The organism is Agrobacterium sp. RC10-4-1 (assembly GCF_014138475.1).
GTDB classification, from domain to species: domain Bacteria; phylum Pseudomonadota; class Alphaproteobacteria; order Rhizobiales; family Rhizobiaceae; genus Agrobacterium; species Agrobacterium pusense.
Genome location: NZ_JACJIT010000008.1, coordinates 349,364 through 368,385, shown reverse-complemented (window position 1 = coordinate 368,385; position 19,022 = coordinate 349,364). Strand labels below are relative to the sequence as shown.

Here is a 19,022-nt window from a genome sequence, read left to right as displayed (position 1 = left end):
GATTTATTTAGAACGAAAGACTTCGTCGCCAGCAGCGCCGCCGCCCTCGTTCAGTGAGCGGACTTATAAGAGAACCCCACCGAACAAGTCAACAGCCGAAAATGCGAATTCTAAAAAAATCAGTCAAGCTATTGATAATAAAAATTAGTTTCCAATTTATCGTATTAATTACCAACGATTAATGATTCCAGCATGACTTTGCCGGAAGCATAGCATGCCTCGCCTATATGGGGTTTCACGTTCGCAATAAGAGGGGTTTAAGCCTTACAATCAATCCGCGGACGGGCTGAAACGGGCGACAAGAGCGTGCGCATTTCCGGGATAGGTGAACCGCACATAGGTGACGGCGCCGGAATTGCTCCACGTCCGGCGCTCCACGACGAGGCAGGCCTGCTTTTCAGATATGGCTAGCAGGCGCGCAATCTCTTTCGACGGCGTTTCGGCACTGATACGGTGTTCGGCATTGCTCCACGGAACATGGCCGAGCAGCCACGGGCCGGGCGCGACGCCGCCGAAATCGGCTTCTGCAGCCTCCGGCACGGTCACGAGGTTGACAAGGCGCTGCTCGATACAGAATTCCCGCTCACCCGCGAAGTGAAGACAGACGATATCCAGCAGCGGCGCGCCGGCTGCCATGTCAAGCCGTGTACGGTCGTCTTTCGTTGCCGTACGCTGCGTGCATTTCAGAACCTTGAAGCCGTAATCAAGACCGAGGGATTCAACCTCGGCCCTGATGTCGTGAATTTCGAGAACTGCCGACTGGATCTGCGGTTGACGAACGAAACTGCCGGATTTCTTGCGTCGCTCGATCAAACCCGCCTTGGCGAGCTGACTCATGACCTTGTTCACTGTCATGCGCGAGCAGTCATAGTGGGTGGCAAGATCGACCTCGAACGGCAGCCTGTAACCGGGCGGCCATTCCCCCGAGACGATCCGCCCCTCTATATCGCTGAGGATCGTCTGATGCAGGGTCTGTCCGGCCGATGCCTTTGTCACGTCCGTGATACCTTTCCGCACGGGCTCTTTCTCGTTCTCGCCGAGCCCATATCAGCTATTAAGAAGTTCGGCCATGACCTGGTTGAAACGATCCGATATTTCCCGACGACGGATATGCTGACCCGCCCGCACCTGTTTTTCGCCACGGACCCAAACGGTATCGACACGGACATTGCCTGCAAATAACCATTGATCGAGGATCTTTGACGCGGGAAGATAGGGCACGGCCGAAATATCGAGCGCGACAAGATCGGCGCTCTTTCCCTTTTCGATTCTACTTTCTGACATGAGTGCCCCGCCACCGCCTTCCAGCGCCGCCTGGAAAAGTTTTTCCCCGGTGGAACTGCCCGCGTCGGCAATGACATTACGCGCGCGTCGAGACAGGCGTTGGGAATATTCCAGCGTGCGCAGTTCTTCAGCAACCGAGATGAGAATATTGGAGTCGGATCCGACACCGAAATGTCCGTCTTCCGCGAGAAAATCCGGAGCGTGGAAGACACCGTCGCCGAGATTGGCCTCCGTGACAGGGCAGAGGCCCGCAACCGCGCCGCTCCGTGCCATACGGCGTATCTCCGCTTGCGTCATATGCGTGGCGTGTATGAGGCACCAGCGCTTATCGACCGGCGCGTTCCCGAGAAGCCATTCCACTGGCCGCGCACCGGAAAAAGCGAGGGAGTCCTCGACCTCTTTGATCTGTTCCGCCACGTGAATATGGATCGGCCCGTCTTTTGCGAGCGGCACGATGGCCGCAAGCTCATCACCGGTCACAGCGCGCAGGCTGTGCGGCGCGATGCCAAGCGCCGCACCCGGAAGGGATTTGACGACAGCCTGTGCGCCCTGCATCAGCTTCTCGTAACTGTCAATCGAATGGATGAAACGTTTCTGCCCGTCGATTGGCGGCTGACCGCCGAAACCGGAATGCGCGTAAAAGACCGGCAGCAATGTCAGACCTATGCCCGTTTGGGCGGCGGCAGCGCCGATACGCTCCGCCATTTCGGCGATATTTCCGTAATGTGAACCGTCCCTGTCATTGTGCAGGTAATGGAATTCTCCGACCCTGCCGAAACCAGCCTCCAGCATTTCCATATAAAGCTGTGCGGCAACGGCCTCGACATGGTCAGGCGTCATGGAGAGGGCGAATTTATACATGACCGTGCGCCAGCTCCAGAAACTGTCGTCGGCAGGCCCGCGGATTTCGGCAAGTCCAGCCATGGCCCTCTGGAAGGCGTGGCTGTGAAGATTGGGCATGGCCGAAACGATGACGGCATGGCGTTCATCCTGCCGCTCGGGAGAAACACCGCTTTCGACCGATGAAACAACCCCGCCATCACAGACGATACGGACATCCTGCGCCCACCCGCCGCTGAGAAGTGCCGCACCCGCGTGAATTGCCGTCATACCACCCTCTCCTCTTGTTACGACATCGGGCAAGGCCATTTCGAACAGAAAATGCGGCTTGCCAAGCCGGTTATTATGTATATACATTTACGCCATAAAGGAAAGGCGAAAAGCAATGCCCGGGAACAAATCTGCAAAGGGAGCGGCGATGGGAAACGCAACGGCCTTGTGGCGTAATGCCCGGCTGGCCACCTTCGATCCATTGAGGGAAGGCATCGGCGCAATCGAAAAAGGCGTGATCGCCGTCAGCAGCGGTCGCATCGCATTTGCTGGCCCGGAGAGCGATCTGCCCGCTTATCTCGCCGCCGCCGAGCAAATCACCGATTGCGACGGGCGCTGGATCACTCCCGCTCTGATAGATTGCCACACCCATCTGGTCTTTGGCGGCAACCGCGCCATGGAATTCGAAATGCGGCTGAATGGCGCGACTTATGAAGAGATCGCCAAGGCGGGTGGCGGCATCGTGTCCTCCGTGCGCGACACGCGCGCGGTTTCAGAGGATGTCTTGATGGCGCAAGCGCTCCCCCGTCTCGATACGCTTCTTTCCGAGGGCGTCTCGACGATCGAAATCAAATCCGGTTACGGCCTCGATATAGATACCGAACTGAAAATGCTGCGTGTTGCCCGCAGGCTGGAGACGCTGCGGCCGGTGCGGATCGTCACCAGCTATCTGGCCGCCCATGCGACACCCGCTGAATATAAGGGTAGGAACGGTGACTATATCACCGATGTCGTTTTGCCCGGGCTGGAAAAAGCACAGGCGGAAGGGCTGGTCGATGCGGTGGACGGCTTCTGCGAGGGCATCGCATTCTCCGTCGAAGAAATAGCACGCGTTTTTGAAAAGGCGCGGCAGCTTGGTCTGCCCGTCAAGCTGCATGCCGAGCAGCTTTCCAACCTGGGCGGCGCAGCACTTGCCGCCTCCTGCGGCGGGCTTTCCGCCGATCATCTGGAATATCTGGATGAATCAGGCGCCAGGGCACTGGCCAAGGCGGGAACCGTGGCCGTACTCTTGCCCGGCGCCTTTTATGCGCTTCGTGAAAAACAGGCTCCGCCGATGCAGGCATTGCGCGATGCAGGCGCGACAATCGCCCTCGCCACCGACTGCAATCCAGGCACCTCACCGCTCACTTCCCTGCTTTTGACCATGAACATGGGTGCAACGCTTTTCCGCATGACCGTGGAAGAATGCCTGGCAGCGACAACGCGCAATGCCGCCAAGGCGCTTGGCCTGCTTGCGGAAACCGGCACGCTGGAGGCCGGGAAATCCGCTGATCTTGCAATCTGGGATATCGAACGCCCGGCCGAGCTTGTCTATCGCATCGGTTTCAATCCGCTCCATGCCCGCATATTCAAGGGACAGAAGGTTTCTCCATGACCATGACGACCATTACGCTTCACCCCGGCAACGTGGCCCTGGCCGACCTGGCCGGCATCTACTGGAACAACGGCTCCGCGAAGCTGGACCGCTCGTTCGACGCCGGCATCGAAAAGGCGGCTGCCCGCATTGCCGAGATTGCCGCGGGTAATGCCCCCGTCTATGGCATCAATACCGGTTTCGGAAAACTTGCCTCCATCAAGATCGATGCAGCCGACGTGGCAACGCTGCAGCGCAATCTCATCCTGTCGCATTGCTGCGGTGTAGGCGCGCCGCTTCCTGAAAATGTGGTTCGGCTGATCATGGCGCTGAAGCTGATTTCGCTTGGCCGCGGCGCGTCCGGCGTGCGGCTGGAACTGGTGCGGCTGATCGAGGCCATGCTGGAACAGGGCGTTATTCCCGTCATTCCCGAAAAGGGTTCCGTGGGCGCTTCCGGCGATCTCGCGCCGCTTGCGCATATGGCGGCGGTGATGATGGGCGAGGGCGAGGCTTTTTATCAGGGCGCTCTGCTGCCCGCCGGCCAGGCGCTGGCGAAAGCCGGGCTGACGCCGGTGGTTCTCGCCGCCAAGGAAGGGCTTGCCCTGATCAATGGCACGCAAACCTCCACCGCACTGGCGCTTGCCGGGCTTTTTCGCGCCCATCGCGCCGCACAGGCTGCGCTGATTACCGGCGCACTTTCCACGGACGCCGCCATGGGGTCTTCCGCTCCATTTCACCCGGATATTCACAGCCTGCGGGGCCACAAGGGGCAGATCGACGCGGGATATGCGCTTCGCAGGCTGCTCGACGGCTCCGAAATCCGCATCAGCCACATCGAAGGCGATGAGCGGGTGCAGGATCCCTATTGCATCCGCTGCCAGCCGCAGGTGGATGGCGCCTGCCTTGACCTCCTGCGGCAGGTGGCCCGCACACTGGAAATCGAAGCCAATGCGGTGACCGACAATCCTCTGGTGCTTTCTGACAATTCCGTCGTGTCCGGCGGCAATTTCCATGCCGAACCGGTGGCCTTCGCCGCCGACCAGACGGCGCTCGCGATTTGCGAGATCGGGGCCATCGCCCAACGCCGTGTCGCGCTACTGGTCGATCCGGCGCTTTCTTATGGCCTGCCCGCTTTCCTTTCCAAGAAGCCGGGGCTGAATTCCGGGCTCATGATCGCCGAAGTTACGTCCGCAGCGCTGATGAGCGAGAACAAGCAGATGGCACATCCAGCCTCGGTGGATTCGACGCCAACCTCGGCCAACCAGGAAGACCATGTCTCCATGGCCTGCCACGGAGCGCGGCGACTTTTGCCGATGACCGACAATCTATTCGCCATCCTCGGGATCGAGGCGCTTTCAGCCGTTCAGGGCGTGGAACTGCGCGGGCCGCTGAAAACCAGCCCGGAACTGCAAAAGGCCATTGCCGTGCTACGGGCCGCAATCCCTTCGCTGGAGGAAGACCGTTATATGGCGCCGGATCTCAAGGCGGCGGCGGAGTTGATCGCCTCCGGTGCGTTGGTCGCCACGATTTCGGACGGCATCCTGCCGAAGCTGGAGGCTTGAGATGAGGCACGTTTTAACCTTCGCCAACTCTCTTCTTGCAGGGGCTAAACCCACGGAAAAGAGAGGCAATCGATGAAGACTCCCTTTGCCCTTCACCAAGGCACTTCGCCGATCATCCTCGGTCTGCCTCACACCGGCACGGATGTTCCGGCGGAGATTTGGAGCCGCCTCAACGACAACGGCAAAATTCTGGCCGATACGGACTGGCACATCCATGAGCTTTATGCCGGGCTTCTGGAAAACGCGACAACCGTGAGGGCGACGTTCCATCGTTATGTCATCGACGCCAACCGCGACCCGGCCGGGGTGAGCCTTTATCCGGGCCAGAACACGACCGGGCTGGTTCCGGACACCGATTTCGACGGCAAGCCTATCTGGAATGAAGGGCAGGAACCCACGCCGGATGACATTGCGGACCGTCTTGAAACCTTCCACGCGCCCTATCATGCAGCTCTTGCGGCCGAGATCGAGCGGATCAAGGGCATCCATGGGATCGCCATTCTCTATGATTGCCATTCGATCCGTTCGCACATCCCCTTCCTCTTTGAAGGCAAGCTGCCGGATTTCAACATCGGCACGGATATGGGCAGAACCTGTGATCCCGCCATCGAACACATCGCCGTTGAGGCCACCGCCGCCGCGCAAGGTTACGACAGCGTTCTGAACGGCCGCTTCAAGGGTGGCTGGACGACGCGCCATTATGGCAGGCCGCAGAAAGGTGTGCACGCAATCCAGATGGAGCTGGCACAATCCACGCATCTGCAAAGCGAGGTGCCGCCTTTTGCCTATGACGCGGGCAAAGCCGAACGCCTTCGCCAGCATCTCAAGACGATTCTCACGCGCATGGAAGAATTTGCGCTCGACACGAAACGATAAGGGGAAATCTTATGAACAATCCGCGCCATAATATTCGCGACGTTCGCGCACCGCAGGGCACCGAGCTCAATGCCAAAAGCTGGATGACGGAAGCGCCGCTGCGCATGCTGATGAACAATCTCGACCCTGATGTGGCCGAGCGACCGCATGAGCTGGTGGTTTATGGCGGCATCGGCCGCGCCGCCCGCACATGGGACGATTTCGACCGCATCGTCGCGACGCTGAAGGATTTGAACGAGGACGAGACCCTGATCGTGCAGTCCGGCAAGCCGGTCGGCGTCTTCCGCACCCACAAGGATGCGCCGCGTGTGCTGATCGCCAACTCGAATCTGGTGCCGCATTGGGCCACCTGGGATCATTTCAACGAGCTGGATAAGAAGGGCCTGGCCATGTACGGCCAGATGACCGCTGGTTCGTGGATTTACATCGGCACCCAGGGCATCGTGCAGGGAACGTACGAAACCTTCGTGGAGGCTGGCCGCCAGCATTATGGCGGTAATCTCAGGGGCAAATGGATCCTGACCGGCGGTCTCGGTGGTATGGGCGGCGCGCAGCCACTCGCCGCCGTCATGGCCGGCGCATGCTGCCTTGCCGTCGAATGCGATGAAACCCGCGTCGATTTCCGTCTGCGCACCCGTTATGTTGATGCGAAGGCGCATACACTCGATGAGGCGCTGGCGCTGATCGATCAATGGACCAAGGCCGGCGAGGCCAAGTCCGTCGGCCTGATTGGCAACGCGGCGGAGATATTCCCGGAACTTTTCCGTCGCGGCATCCGGCCCGATATCGTGACCGACCAGACCTCGGCGCACGATCCGATCCATGGTTATCTGCCTGCCGGCTGGAGCGTGGCCGAATGGCGCGCCAAACAGGAGAGTGATCCACAGGCCGTTGCCGCTGCCGCTCGCGCCTCCATGAAAGTTCACGTCCAGGCCATGGTCGATTTCTGGAACGCCGGCGTTCCGACGCTCGATTACGGCAATAATATCCGCCAGGTCGCAAAGGACGAAGGGCTGGAAAACGCCTTCGCTTTCCCCGGCTTCGTGCCGGCCTATATTCGCCCGCTGTTTTGCCGAGGCATCGGGCCGTTCCGCTGGGCGGCGCTTTCCGGTGACCCGGAGGACATCTACAAGACCGACGCCAAGGTGAAGGAACTACTGCCCGACAACAAACACCTGCACAACTGGCTGGATATGGCGCGCGAACGCATCGCGTTTCAGGGCCTGCCTGCCCGCATTTGCTGGGTTGGGCTCGGCGACCGCCATCGTCTCGGGCTTGCCTTTAATGAAATGGTCAGGAACGGTGAGCTGAAGGCGCCCATCGTGATCGGCCGCGACCATCTCGATTCTGGCTCCGTCGCCTCGCCCAACCGCGAGACCGAATCCATGAAGGACGGTTCCGATGCCGTATCGGATTGGCCGCTGCTTAACGCACTGCTTAACACTGCATCCGGTGCAACCTGGGTATCGCTGCATCACGGCGGCGGTGTTGGCATGGGCTTTTCCCAGCATTCCGGCATGGTCATCTGCTGCGATGGCACCGACGACGCCGCGCGTCGGATCGAGCGTGTTCTGTGGAACGACCCGGCAACCGGCGTCATGCGCCATGCCGATGCAGGTTACGAGATTGCCGTGGAATGCGCCAAGGAGCAGGGGCTGCGTCTGCCCGGTATTCTCGGCAATTGATGAGCGTGCCGCGCGGTCCATCGCCGCGCGGCATTCCGACCTTGCGTCGGCAAAGCCTCAGGGCATTACCCAACGCTCCTTTGACTGAAACTTCCGGTTCGATTTTCTCGTTGTTAGCTGTTGGTCGGTCATAGCCGATCATTTTTAGCGTCTATAACGGCGCGGCAAGCTTTAATGGAGTGCGGAAGACAGCATGGCACCACGGCGTATTTCACTTGCCTTCAGCTTTTTGGTTGGTGCAATTTTTCCGGCTTTTTCTTTGACCGTCCCTGCATCCTCCCAGGCCCAAGAGCCTGTGCCGGTAAGAATCGATGTTGGCGGATATAAGCTCAACAGCCTGTTGCTGGAACCGCAAAAGCAGGCAGAGCTGCCACCGATCGTCTTCCTGCATGGCGCGAGCGCAAGTCTCTACGACCCGCTGTTGTCCTTTGCGGACAAATTCCGCGGTCGCGCAAAACTTCTGTTCGTCGACAGGCCGGGCCATGGCAGTTCCGACATCGGCGGCAAAGATAATATCCTGCCCGACGGACAGGCCGACGCCGTGGCTCAACTGATGAAAAAGCGCGGCATCCGCAAGGCCATCATCGTCGGCCACTCCTTTGGCGGAGCCATTACCGCGGCATTCGCGCTTCGCCACCCGGAGATGGTGTCGGGCCTGGTGTTTCTTTCTCCGGCGGTTTACCCTTGGCCTGGAGGCATCGCCTGGTATTACACGGCGGCAAGCGCCCGGGTGACAGGCCCGCTTTTTTCGATCTTCGTCGCACCGCCCGTGGGTTTCCTTGCGCTCGACCGGGCGACGCGCGGGGTTTTCGCCCCCAATCATCGTCCTCCTGGCTATGTGGAGGCAACGCGCGCATGGGGGGCGTTGAGACCGCAGGCTTTTCGCCATAACGCGCAGGAAGTCGCCGCGCTGAACACATGGGCGCGGAGCGCCTCACCGAACTACTCCAAAATCAAGGCGCCGACCGTCATTATAACCGGCGATACCGACAATGTTGTTTCACCGGAAATTCATTCCCGACAGCTTGCACGCGCTATTGATGGGTCGAGCTTGATCATTGTGAGGAATCTCGGACACAAGTCGGACTACGTTGCGCGTGATCTTGTGGTCGCGGCAATCGAAAAACTCGCCGGAAAAAGTGTTGATCTACGCGCCGCGCAAAAAAAGCTTGAACAACGTATCGCTGGCGACCGCGATAAATAGTGCCATCGTCCAGACAAACGACCAGGGAATGCAGAAGATGAGACACCTAGAAAACACCGCCTATACATCAATGCCCTGGAAAAACGGCGGCGGTGTAACGACAGAGATCATCGTTCATCCCGCAAAAGCCCCGATGGCGGATTTCGACTGGCGCATCAGCATGGCGAACGTTGCGCAAGACGGGCCTTTTTCCATATTTCCCGGAGTTGATCGCACCCTTTGCATCCTCGAAGGGAAAGGCATGAGCCTCAGCATCGACGCACGCGAGCCGGTGGTGTTGACGATGGCAAGCGATCCCCTGCCCTTCGCCGCGGATGTTCCGGTGGACGCCGTTTTGGCAGACGGTCCCATCGTCGATCTCAATGTCATGTCCCGTCGCGAGCAATATTCGCATCGCGTCGAAAGACACCGCACCACACTCACTGTCCAGTCGACAGGCTCAACGGCGACAATAATTTTTGCCGTTGATCCCGTCAGCGTCTCATCGGCCGGCCAAACGGTGCATTTGCAGCGACGCGACAGCCTCTTGCTGGAGCGCGGCGCCGGATTTGCAGTGAAGGGCATGGAAGAGGATGGTCGTTTCTTCGTCGTGACGTTTGATCAGGTCTAAGCTGCTTCCCTCAATCGAGACCGAGCGGGTCGGCAACCCGTGGCCATAGGCCAAGGCTTGCCTTGCGGTAAGGTGTTTTTGCCGGGTCGGTGGGATAGGAGGTCGGGGCCGCGATGTAGACGATCTCTGAAGCGATCGGCGCAAAACCCGCGTGAAAATGGTTGGTCGACTTGACGAGCAACAGGTCTTTTTTCGCGAAATCGATTCCGAGATTGGAAAAGATATCCGGCTCATAAGTTTGCGTTCGACTGGTGATGAGAATGATGTCGATTTCGGTGCCGAGCGGCCGGACAACGGCGGCGCGGCCGAGCGTAACGCGACTATTACGGAAACTCTGCCAGCCCGTCTCGACGGTGCGCATGACCTTTACTCGGAAATCCAGCGGATCGCCGCCCTGCGGACTGGATTTTCCACCGATGCGAAGATCGAGCTCTGCGCCCTCCCCCGCTGCATGGCAAAAAGACACTGCGATGGGATCCCAGATCGTCGCGACGCCGATCCTGTCCATGCCGCGCTCTACCATGCGGCGCAGAATGTGGGTCGCATCACCCGCAACACCGCCGCCGGGATTATCCCATATATCCGAGATCACCACCGGCCTTTGCGAATTTTCGCTGCGAATGGCAACGGCCTGGTCGAGACCGGCTTCCGTATCCAGCATCGGCATGGCGGTCAGCCTGCGCATGGCATAAAGTTCACGGCCCAGCTTCTCGGCCAGCGCGTCCCCTTTGATCCTGTCGTCATCCGTAACAACGACGATGCGTGTGCCCATGTCCGGTACATCACCCGCCATGAATCCATGAATAACGGAGATGGAGAGAACACCGTCTTTGCCCTCCATGGCCTTCAACCGGTCCACATACGAACGCATCGGCTCACGGCTGGTCGGATAAATGGTGATCATTCGGCAATCGAAAGTCGAGATGACGGGCCTGATTTCGCCGCGCAGAGTACGCAACGCCATTTCGACGACATGTTCGCCGCGTTCCTCAAAATCGGTATGGGGAAATTCCAGGAACGTCGCCATGATATCCAGGCTTTCAACCCTTAATGCCGTGAGATGGCTATGGGGATCGAACTCCGCCGCAATCAAGACGTCCGGGCCCACCATTGCCCGCATCCGCGACAGGAAATCCCCTTCAGGATCGTCATAGCCCTGCGCCACCATGGCGCCATGCAGGCCAAGAACCACAGCATCGACCGGCAGGGCTGCCCGGAGCTCCGAAAGAATGGTGTCTCGTAGTGTTTCATACGTCTGGCGCTGGATGAGGCCGGCAGGCTCCGCCCAGCAGGACGTGCCCTCGATGACCGTGAACCCTTCCGCCTTGCCGCGGCGCCGGAGAATAGGGACCGGCGAGGAGCATAGCGTCGGCGTGTCCGGATGTTCACCGGGCCCGGCATAGAAAGCCGCACGAAAGGCATCCATATCCGTGGGAACAGGTGAAAACGTGTTGGTTTCGGTGGCGAGCGACGCCGTGAATATGCGCATTTATGGGGTCTCGTTGCCAGAGCTGCCTGCGGGCTGAGCTCGTTTCCTCAAGTTAATTAGCCGGGTAACATTACCAGACCGTGCCGCGTGCAGCGACCTCTTCGACGCGGGTAACAACGCCGTTTCGATGGAACACCATCCTGTCGAAAAGGTTGCTCACGACGCATGTATGGTTCGGTACGACCCTGACGACATCGCCGATCCGGGGACCGCCGGACGCGCAGCCGGAAAGATCGACAACCGCGTGTTCTTCAGAGAGTGAGATGATTTTTGCGCCTTCATGGCCTTCGATCAGCCCATAATCGTTGAAGCCGAGGAGATCGGAGGTCAAAGCCTTGGAGCCGCAATCAAGCACGGCGCGGTCCGCTGCAGGCCGCGAGACAACGGTAGCGAGAACATGCATTGCCAGATCATCGGCCGTGCAATGGCCGGCACGCAACATCGCCCGGTCATTATAGACATAGGTGCCTGCCCGGTGTTCGGTTGCAGAGGGAACGAGATGCGCTGCATAGAAGTCCGGCGAGCCGCCGCTGGAACGAACCGGACAGTCCACGCCTTTTGCCGCAAGCAGCGCCATGGTGTCGCGCAGGAAGCTTTCCACCTTTTCAGCTCCGCCGGGTGCCGGATAGGTCAAGATACCCTTGAATATAAGTCGCGGCGCGGCGACGATTTTCTCAGCAAGTGCTGCTGCCGCCGCCGGTGTCTGCACACCGCAACGCTTTCCGCCGGTATCACATTCAACGAGCACGGCGAGCGGCCGCTCCTCATCAAATGTGGCAGCGAGGCCGGCAACCGTCACGTCGCTATCAGCAACGACGCTCAGCTGAGCTATACGGGAATTCAGCGCTTTCAACCGCGACAGTTTCGCGGCACCAAGAATATTGTAGGTAATCAGGATATCGTCAAAACCGGCGTCTGCGAAAACCTCCGCTTCGCTAACTTTCTGGCAATTGATGCCTATAGCGCCGGCCTGAAGCTGCTGTCGGGCGATGGCCGGTATCTTGTGTGTCTTGATATGCGGCCGGAAGGCCTTGCCATGACTGTCGAGATAGGCCTGCGCTTTCTTTATATTTGCGGCAAGCCGGTCTTCGTCGATCACCGGCATTGGCGTCGAAATGGCATCAAGCTTTGCGCCCTCGTCAGGCCATGGATAGGTCATCATATGCTCTCTAAGCGAAATAAATCAGATACTTAAGCCAAAGGCTTATAAGCGATAACGTCCATTTCCACCTTGGCGTCAACCATCAGCGGGGATTGTACGGTTGAGCGTGCAGGCGGATGATCGATGAAATGTTTCTGGAACACGGCGTTAAAACTGGAGAAATCCCTGGCGTCATCCAGCCAGACATTCACCTTCACCACATCGGCAAGCGTACAATCAGCCAGCGCCAGGACATCCTTGAGATTGGCCACCACCTGCTCGGTCTGGGCGACGATACCGCCAGTCACCACTTCGCCATCAATGGTGGGCACCTGTCCGGACACATAGACGAAATCACCGGCCCGGACGGCCTTGGCGAAGGGTCGACGCTGCCCGCCGGCCTGGCTATCTGCGACCTCGAACCGCACCAACTTATTTTTCACCATTCAAGCCTCGCAAATTATTTTCATGATGTTCAATTTTTCTTGCATTTATAGCCGGTTTAACGACGATACTCCATAACCCATGTAAATTATTTAGCAAATGATGAGATTCATTCGCTTTTCGCGACATTTTTTGAATGTTGCGGATATTTACTTAACGGCCGGCGATTTTTCGCCACGCGTCGAATATGACCTATTGCATCCAAGCCAAAGAGCGTCATCCACGCGGTGACCGTGACTCAACCGACGAGTTTGCCGCGGCAAACTACGCATTATAAATGAGGAGGCCGGAGAGTCCGGCACCATTGTTGGGTCCGCAACAGGCATCAGCCTTGTGCGGATATGAGGCGCTTACCGATCACTCTGTCAGTGATGAAATGCGCTATATCACGAGCCTGGATCCGTATATCCGGAACGGCGGTAATTTCCCAGAACCGGCCTGCCGTCAGCGCGCCGACGGCGAAGAGACCTGGCCATGCCTGGCCATCCGTGCGCAGCAGCCGGGAATCGCCATCGACCTCGACACCAAGGCCAAAGGAATCGAGCCGAAGCACCCCGTCAGATCGCATGCTTTCCAGAAGGCGAGAGTGGCCGATACCGGCGCGTTCCATGCCGGTGCAATTGATGACCCAATCGACCTGCAGTTCCTTAATCATCTGCGTGTGCCGAACGCGATAACGAATGGAGATGCTCTCCTCCTGTTCATCGATCGCCTGGAGATAACCCGCGTGGATAGTGAGAACGCCGTCTGACAACAGCCTGTCAAAGGCGTCATGCACCTCCGGCGCGATGCGATGTCTATGGATATTCCACCAAGGCAGCGCATGCCGCAAAAACCTTGCGCGTTGCTGTGAGCTGAGGCTCTGCCATAGCGATTGTGTTTTTGGCCGTAAACCGTCCATAACCGAGCGCCATGGCGCCCCGTTGGTCACCTGTTGACGGAGAGATCGTAATAGCTCGCTTATCTCAGTAGAACTTTCAGGCAGACGCGGAGCGCTCGGCGGCACAGGCGGACTAACATGCGGATGCGGAATGAGCCCGCGGCGGGACAGGACATGGATCGGGCCCCGGTGACCTTTTCCGCGCAGCGTCAACACCTGATCGATCATCGTGAGGCCGGAACCAAGGATACAGATACGATCCCCGCTCTTCACCCGGGACAACCATCCCGGCTGCCAGCAGTGGCTCACCACGCGCTGCACGCCCTCTTCACGTTTTGCGACAGTTTGCACCGGCAAACTTGCAGCACCAACGCCGAGACACAGAACGACATTGCGTGCCTGCAATGTCTCGCCATTTTCCAGGGTGAAGGTAAAGCCGCCTTGTGATTCGGGCCGGCAAGCGGATGCCTTCGCCCGAATAAGATCCACACGCGCCCGCTGTTCCCGGCTTCTGAGAAGACTGGCGAGCCGGTCCCGCAAATAGAGCCCATAATCGCCCCTCGACGCGAATAGAAGGGGATCGTTTCCCAGCCCGTTCTGCGCCAACCATTCGACAAAATCGTCCGGGCGGTCCGGGAAGACGCTCATACGCCCCGCAGGCACATTCAGCCGATGATAGGGTAGTTCCGTGCGATAGGCGGTTCCGCGGCCAAAATCCGACTCGTCACCAACGATGGCAATCGACGCCTCCGCCGGCAGTGATGACAGGAGATGGGCTGCTGTACAAATGGCCGAGAAACCCGAACCGACTAGAGCGACGTCATAGGACATTCAATCCTCCAACCAACGACAATGGAATTGCCCGGCAACCGGCGCGAGGCATCCCATACTCTAGTCATGCAGTAGAGATTAACCAGCTGCGAATGTCCACCCTTGAATTTCCCGACTGCCCCTCCCTAGCGGCAAGATAGCGAGAGTTAGCCGCGGCAAACTTCCGGCCCCCCTGCTGTCATAACTCAAGCCGAGGGAGCGAGGGAGCGAGGGAGCGAGGGAGCGAGGGAGCGAGGGAGCGAGGGGAAAACGAGGCCAAGTTAGCCGCGGCAAACCAGAAAACGCCAAGAAGGGAAAAGTGATTCTTCCACAATGCTTTAGCGGCGTCTCTGTACATGAAAAAAAAGCCTATTGCGCCAAAAAGAGAATCGGCGCTTATATCTCAGTTGCGGAAAAAACCGCCTTTTTCGAAAAAAACCGCTACTGCAATTTCGAGCGAAAGAAGACCGATGACACAGAGTGCCGATTTAAGACGTGCCGCAGGAGCACCTGACCTGACGAGTCTTATACAACAGCATTCGGCTGCGTTGTCAGCCCAGTTGCAGGCGCATAACGCAAATACATTTTCCCCCCATACCGAAAAGAGCATGCGGCATTTCTCTCCGGCGGAGACCGCAAAGCTCATCGGCATTGGCGAAGCCTATCTGCGCCAGATCGCTTCCGAGTTGCCTGAGCTTGATGCCGCGCAGGTATCCGGGCGTCGCTCCTATTCCGTAGAAGACATGCGCGATATCAGGGGTTTTCTGGACCAGGGTGCGCGTGGCACACGCCGCTACCTGCCCCACCGCCGGGAGGGCGAAGAGTTACAGGTCATCGCCGTCATGAATTTCAAGGGTGGTTCGGGAAAGACAACCACCTCTGCCCATCTGGCGCAATATCTGGCACTACGTGGCTATCGGGTTCTTGCCATCGATCTCGACCCCCAGGCCAGCCTTTCCGCGCTTTTTGGTCACCAGCCCGAGATTGATGTCGGGCCGAACGAGACTCTTTATGGCGCGATCCGTTATGACGATGAACGCCGCCCCATCGCCGAGATCGTCCGTGGCACCTATATTCCCGATCTCCACATTGTTCCTGGCAATCTGGAACTTATGGAGTTCGAACACGATACTCCGCGTGCGCTGATGCGCCGTGCACCGGGTGACACGCTGTTCTTCGCCCGTATCGGCCAGGCGATCGCCCAAGCGCAAAATTTCTACGACGTTGTCGTCATCGATTGCCCGCCGCAACTCGGTTATCTGACGCTTTCGGCTCTGACAGCGGCGACATCGGTGCTCGTCACCGTCCATCCGCAGATGCTTGACGTGATGTCGATGAACCAGTTCCTCGCCATGACCGGCGACCTTCTGGCAGAAATTGGCCGGGCCGGTGCTCGGTCGGATTATAACTGGATGCGTTACCTGATCACCCGCTTCGAACCGAGCGACGGGCCGCAGAACCAGATGGTCGCCTTCCTGCGATCGATCTTTGGTGAAAACGTCCTCAATCATCCGATGCTGAAAAGCACGGCGGTCTCGGACGCTGGATTGACCAACCAGACGCTCTTCGAAGTGGAGAGGACGCAATTCACCCGGTCGACCTATGATCGCGCGCTGGAAGCCATGAACAATGTGAACGCTGAAATCGAAGGACTGATTAAAAAAGCGTGGGGTAGGGCAGCATGAGCAGAAAACAAATCTTCGCAAATCTTGGCACACCGGGTACTGACAACAACGATACCACGCCGGAGCGTTCGCGACCCCGTATCAGGCCTATCCTCGGCTCCCCTGAGCTGGTGACGGATGTTTTGAACTCCCCCGTCGGTATGATCGGTCAATCCCTGAATGAAGTCTCGGAGCGCGCCAAACGGGCTGAAGCCATTGAAAAGCAGCTCGCCGAAGGACTGACGATTGTCTCTCTCGACCCCGCGGATATCGATCCCTCCTTCATACCGGATCGTATGCCCGCTTCCGAAGAGGCCGATGCCGGTCTGGTGGAGGCAATTCGTGAGCAGGGGCAGCAGGTGCCGATTCTCGTGCGTCCGCATCCCGATTTCCCGGGCCGTTATCAGGTCGCCTTCGGTCATCGCCGCCTTCGCGCCGTTTCAAGTCTTGGAATTCCGGTCAAGGCCGTTGTGCGGGATCTCAGCGATGAACAGCTGGTGGTGGCCCAGGGCCAGGAAAATAACGAACGTCGCGACCTGACCTATATCGAGAAAGCGCGGTTTGCGCAGAAACTGCAGATGCGGTTCCCTCGAGACACGATCATGGCGGCGATGTCGCTTCACAAGGGCGATCTGTCCAATATGCTTTCGGTCGTTGGACGCATTCCAGAGGATCTGGTCGATCTCATAGGCCCCGCACCCACTGTCGGCCGCCGCAACTGGATGGATCTAGCCGACCAGCTTTCCTCCTCACAGGTCAAGGAGGCGGCCCGCGCATATGTCAGCGAACCGGCGGTTGCCTCGCTTCCTTCCGAAGAACGCTTCAAGGCGCTTCTGGACTTTTTGAAGCCAAAGGCACAGGCCAAGAAAACCGGCGTATGGTCTTCGGATACGGGCCGTCGCCTGGCGAAAGTGGTCGAGAGCGACCGGAAGCTGGATATATCGATCGACAAGAACGAAGCACCGGAATTTGCCGAATTCGTTCTGGAACATCTTCAGACGCTGTTTGCCGAGTACCGGTCCAAGCAGTGATTTCTAACCCGAACGACTAACAGGAGACGCATCACAAAAGAAAAAAGCCCCCGAACGTTGCCGCGCGGAAGCCTTTCTTTGATTTAAGCACCCGAAGAATCTCATTTCCGCGAATCATAGTCAAGAGTCTTGGCATCGAATTTTTCGGTGAGCGATTTTCTTTTGCCTTGTGAAAGGTGAAAGACATGGACAGCACATGTGTAACGACGCCCTTTGGGCGGCGAGCGATGTCGTTTGGCGTGCTCGCAACCCAGTTTGCCGCGCAGAAAAACAGAAAATGCGAAGCAGTCGACAAATGGAAACTCTATCGGTCGGTCTGCGAAGCAAGACCGCTGCTCGGTGTGACCGATCGCTCGCTTGCCGTTCTGAACGCGCTCTTGAGCTTTTATCCCAAAAATGAGCTTTCCAGCGAAGCCGGATTGGTGGTGTTTCCATCCAATACGCAGTTGTCGCTCAGAGCACATGGCATGGCGGAACAGACATTGCGCCGGCATCTTTCAGCTCTTGTCGAAGCCGGCCTCATCATCCGCAAGGACAGCCCGAATGGGAAACGTTACGCACGGAAGCACAGGGGTGGCGAGATCAGCGAAGCCTACGGGTTCTCACTCGCACCGCTTCTTGCCCGTAAAACGGAAATAGAGGAACTGGCCGAACGCATCATTCGCGAACGGCTCGATCTTCAACGGCTTCGCGAGACGATCAGCCTCTGCCGTCGGGACATCCAAAAACTCTGCGAAATGATTGCTGCCAGCGGCAAGATCGAGATCTTTGACGGGTTTCAGGCCCGTTACAACGACATCGCGCGGGCTCTAGGGCGCAATTCGAAGACAGCTGAACTCAAGGAAATCGCCGGTTTTCTGGCTTCACTGCGCACAGAAGTGACCAACTATCTGGAAAATCTTGAAAAATCGGAAAATTTGAGCGGCAATGACTGCCAAAATGAGCGCCTCATAAAGAATTCAGAATCCGAATCCATATCTGAACCGCAGGAATCGGAGGATGCCGCGCCGGTTCGAACTGCTGCAACAATCGCGTCCATATCCGCAGATGCCGCGGTCACTGGCGTCACACCTCCAAAGCCAACACCCAGGAACGATCTTCATAAGCAATTTTTTGTTCCTGATATTGTTTTGGTTTTGAAAGCGTGCCCGGATATCTCACTCTATGCACCCGGAGGTGCGGTGACTGGCTGGAGAGATATGGAGGTTGCAACTTCCGTCATCAGAACCATGTTCAGCATCAGCCAGTCGGCCTATCAGGATGCTTTGGCCACCTTCGGGAGGCAGGGAACAGCGGCCATCCTCGCTTGCCTGTTGCAGAAGGCTGATCAAATCAGTTCGCTTGGCGGATATCTGCGCAATCTCACACGTAAGGCCCAGGAAGGCAGTTTCGATCTCCAGGTCATGCTCATGGCGCAACTGCGTGGCCGGACAGACAAGCAGGAGGCGGGAACGAGATTATGAGGGCGTGATGAGCGGAGCGGCGGCAGCTTGCGAAAAACCGGCTACGCGGTTAGATTCTTGATGTCCACGCAAACACCAAAAGATTCGTTGGAACGAAGCTGGTAGAACACTTAGTGTCCGATCGGGGCTTCCCATGGTTAATGCACAGTAACGAAAGTTAAGTCCAATTTAGCTTTCGTTTGCGCGTTTCCGTGATTGGTTTCAATTGCTTGAGTCTGGAGCATTTTAATGCGAAGTAGCCGTCTCACCGCCTTCCGGCATCAGTTAGATGGCGACGGGGCCGGGATGAAAATCGTACGGTGAACATCAGGCTGTGGATGTTCGGGCAGAAGTTCCTCCCTCGAAAAAAGTTCCGCGATATGTCGCCAATCCGCGCTACCTTGGCGCCGACGAATTGAACTTTCCCTGGCACTGC

At 58.0% G+C, this 19,022-nt stretch carries 15 protein-coding genes; 9 read left to right on the top strand and 6 right to left on the bottom strand.

The annotated features are described in order from the left end of the window. Positions 1 to 270 precede the first annotated feature (270 nt). The gene (gene hutC, locus FHW77_RS22095) at positions 271 to 996 is read right to left on the bottom strand and encodes a histidine utilization transcriptional repressor HutC (protein ID WP_034500326.1); all 726 of its coding nucleotides are present in this window, start codon (positions 994 to 996) and stop codon (positions 271 to 273) included. Between the two features lie 51 nt (positions 997 to 1,047). After that, complete coding sequence (locus FHW77_RS22090) at positions 1,048 to 2,394, bottom strand: formimidoylglutamate deiminase (protein WP_111813634.1); 1,347 nt, start codon at positions 2,392 to 2,394, stop codon at positions 1,048 to 1,050. Between the two features lie 148 nt (positions 2,395 to 2,542). Here FHW77_RS22090 and hutI point away from each other — a divergent pair, with 148 nt between their 5' ends. The 6 genes from hutI (at position 2,543) to FHW77_RS22060 (ending at position 9,685) form a co-directional block, all read left to right on the top strand. Further along, positions 2,543 to 3,769: an imidazolonepropionase gene (hutI, locus tag FHW77_RS22085; RefSeq protein WP_416220899.1), complete on the top strand. Its 1,227-nt coding sequence runs from the start codon at positions 2,543 to 2,545 to the stop codon at positions 3,767 to 3,769. Beyond that, positions 3,766 to 5,310 carry a histidine ammonia-lyase gene (gene hutH / locus FHW77_RS22080; RefSeq protein WP_111813638.1) on the top strand — a complete coding sequence of 515 codons (1,545 nt, stop codon included), beginning with the start codon at positions 3,766 to 3,768 and terminating at the stop codon, positions 5,308 to 5,310. The genes hutI and hutH overlap by 4 nt, the downstream gene beginning before the upstream one ends. A gap of 72 nt (positions 5,311 to 5,382) precedes the next feature. Further along, positions 5,383 to 6,186: an N-formylglutamate deformylase gene (gene hutG / locus FHW77_RS22075; protein WP_044459595.1), complete on the top strand. Its 804-nt coding sequence runs from the start codon at positions 5,383 to 5,385 to the stop codon at positions 6,184 to 6,186. A gap of 11 nt (positions 6,187 to 6,197) precedes the next feature. Then, the gene (gene hutU / locus FHW77_RS22070) at positions 6,198 to 7,871 is read left to right on the top strand and encodes a urocanate hydratase (protein ID WP_003584890.1); all 1,674 of its coding nucleotides are present in this window, start codon (positions 6,198 to 6,200) and stop codon (positions 7,869 to 7,871) included. A gap of 193 nt (positions 7,872 to 8,064) precedes the next feature. Then, positions 8,065 to 9,075 carry an alpha/beta fold hydrolase gene (locus FHW77_RS22065; RefSeq protein WP_111813640.1) on the top strand — a complete coding sequence of 337 codons (1,011 nt, stop codon included), beginning with the start codon at positions 8,065 to 8,067 and terminating at the stop codon, positions 9,073 to 9,075. A 37-nt stretch (positions 9,076 to 9,112) separates the two neighbouring features. After that, positions 9,113 to 9,685 carry a HutD/Ves family protein gene (locus FHW77_RS22060; protein WP_034500330.1) on the top strand — a complete coding sequence of 191 codons (573 nt, stop codon included), beginning with the start codon at positions 9,113 to 9,115 and terminating at the stop codon, positions 9,683 to 9,685. A gap of 10 nt (positions 9,686 to 9,695) precedes the next feature. On the opposite strand, the gene FHW77_RS22055 is transcribed toward FHW77_RS22060, so the two are convergent. The 4 genes from FHW77_RS22055 to FHW77_RS22040 form a co-directional block, all read right to left on the bottom strand. Beyond that, the gene (locus tag FHW77_RS22055) at positions 9,696 to 11,174 is read right to left on the bottom strand and encodes a M81 family metallopeptidase (protein ID WP_111813642.1); all 1,479 of its coding nucleotides are present in this window, start codon (positions 11,172 to 11,174) and stop codon (positions 9,696 to 9,698) included. A gap of 70 nt (positions 11,175 to 11,244) precedes the next feature. Continuing rightward, positions 11,245 to 12,333, bottom strand: coding sequence for a D-TA family PLP-dependent enzyme (locus FHW77_RS22050; RefSeq protein WP_111813694.1), 1,089 nt, complete (start codon positions 12,331 to 12,333; stop codon positions 11,245 to 11,247). A gap of 32 nt (positions 12,334 to 12,365) precedes the next feature. Beyond that, a complete protein-coding gene (locus tag FHW77_RS22045) occupies positions 12,366 to 12,761 on the bottom strand; it encodes a RidA family protein (RefSeq protein WP_022563271.1) in 396 nt (131 codons plus the stop codon). Between the two features lie 323 nt (positions 12,762 to 13,084). Then, positions 13,085 to 14,470 carry an FAD/NAD(P)-binding protein gene (locus FHW77_RS22040; protein WP_182590691.1) on the bottom strand — a complete coding sequence of 462 codons (1,386 nt, stop codon included), beginning with the start codon at positions 14,468 to 14,470 and terminating at the stop codon, positions 13,085 to 13,087. 449 nt (positions 14,471 to 14,919) lie between these two features. On the opposite strand from FHW77_RS22040, the gene repA reads away from it, so the two are divergent. The 3 genes from repA to repC all read left to right on the top strand — a co-directional run bounded on the left by repA (position 14,920) and on the right by repC (position 18,607). Beyond that, positions 14,920 to 16,134 carry a plasmid partitioning protein RepA gene (gene repA / locus FHW77_RS22035; protein ID WP_022563274.1) on the top strand — a complete coding sequence of 405 codons (1,215 nt, stop codon included), beginning with the start codon at positions 14,920 to 14,922 and terminating at the stop codon, positions 16,132 to 16,134. Then, positions 16,131 to 17,144, top strand: a complete 1,014-nt coding sequence (gene repB / locus FHW77_RS22030) for a plasmid partitioning protein RepB (protein WP_037090369.1) — start codon at positions 16,131 to 16,133, stop codon at positions 17,142 to 17,144. The genes repA and repB overlap by 4 nt, the downstream gene beginning before the upstream one ends. Positions 17,145 to 17,329: 185 nt before the next feature. Then, entirely contained in the window at positions 17,330 to 18,607 is a 1,278-nt protein-coding gene (gene repC, locus FHW77_RS22025) for a plasmid replication protein RepC (protein ID WP_111813647.1), read from the top strand. The last annotated feature ends 415 nt before the right edge of the window (positions 18,608 to 19,022 follow it).

Excerpts from the sequence above, each read along its gene's own strand:
- FHW77_RS22065 (WP_111813640.1), top strand. The coding sequence starts at position 8,065 with ATGGCACCACGGCGTATTTCACTTGCCTTCAGCTTTTTGGTTGGTGCA.
- FHW77_RS22060 (WP_034500330.1), top strand. The coding sequence starts at position 9,113 with ATGAGACACCTAGAAAACACCGCCTATACATCAATGCCCTGGAAAAAC.
- repA (WP_022563274.1), top strand. The coding sequence starts at position 14,920 with ATGACACAGAGTGCCGATTTAAGACGTGCCGCAGGAGCACCTGACCTG.
- FHW77_RS22090 (WP_111813634.1), bottom strand. The coding sequence starts at position 2,394 with ATGACGGCAATTCACGCGGGTGCGGCACTTCTCAGCGGCGGGTGGGCG.
- hutI (WP_416220899.1), top strand. The coding sequence starts at position 2,543 with ATGGGAAACGCAACGGCCTTGTGGCGTAATGCCCGGCTGGCCACCTTC.
- repC (WP_111813647.1), top strand. The coding sequence starts at position 17,330 with ATGGACAGCACATGTGTAACGACGCCCTTTGGGCGGCGAGCGATGTCG.
- FHW77_RS22045 (WP_022563271.1), bottom strand. The coding sequence starts at position 12,761 with ATGGTGAAAAATAAGTTGGTGCGGTTCGAGGTCGCAGATAGCCAGGCC.
- repB (WP_037090369.1), top strand. The coding sequence starts at position 16,131 with ATGAGCAGAAAACAAATCTTCGCAAATCTTGGCACACCGGGTACTGAC.
- hutG (WP_044459595.1), top strand. The coding sequence starts at position 5,383 with ATGAAGACTCCCTTTGCCCTTCACCAAGGCACTTCGCCGATCATCCTC.
- FHW77_RS22055 (WP_111813642.1), bottom strand. The coding sequence starts at position 11,174 with ATGCGCATATTCACGGCGTCGCTCGCCACCGAAACCAACACGTTTTCA.
- FHW77_RS22050 (WP_111813694.1), bottom strand. The coding sequence starts at position 12,333 with ATGACCTATCCATGGCCTGACGAGGGCGCAAAGCTTGATGCCATTTCG.
- hutU (WP_003584890.1), top strand. The coding sequence starts at position 6,198 with ATGAACAATCCGCGCCATAATATTCGCGACGTTCGCGCACCGCAGGGC.
- hutH (WP_111813638.1), top strand. The coding sequence starts at position 3,766 with ATGACCATGACGACCATTACGCTTCACCCCGGCAACGTGGCCCTGGCC.
- FHW77_RS22040 (WP_182590691.1), bottom strand. The coding sequence starts at position 14,470 with ATGTCCTATGACGTCGCTCTAGTCGGTTCGGGTTTCTCGGCCATTTGT.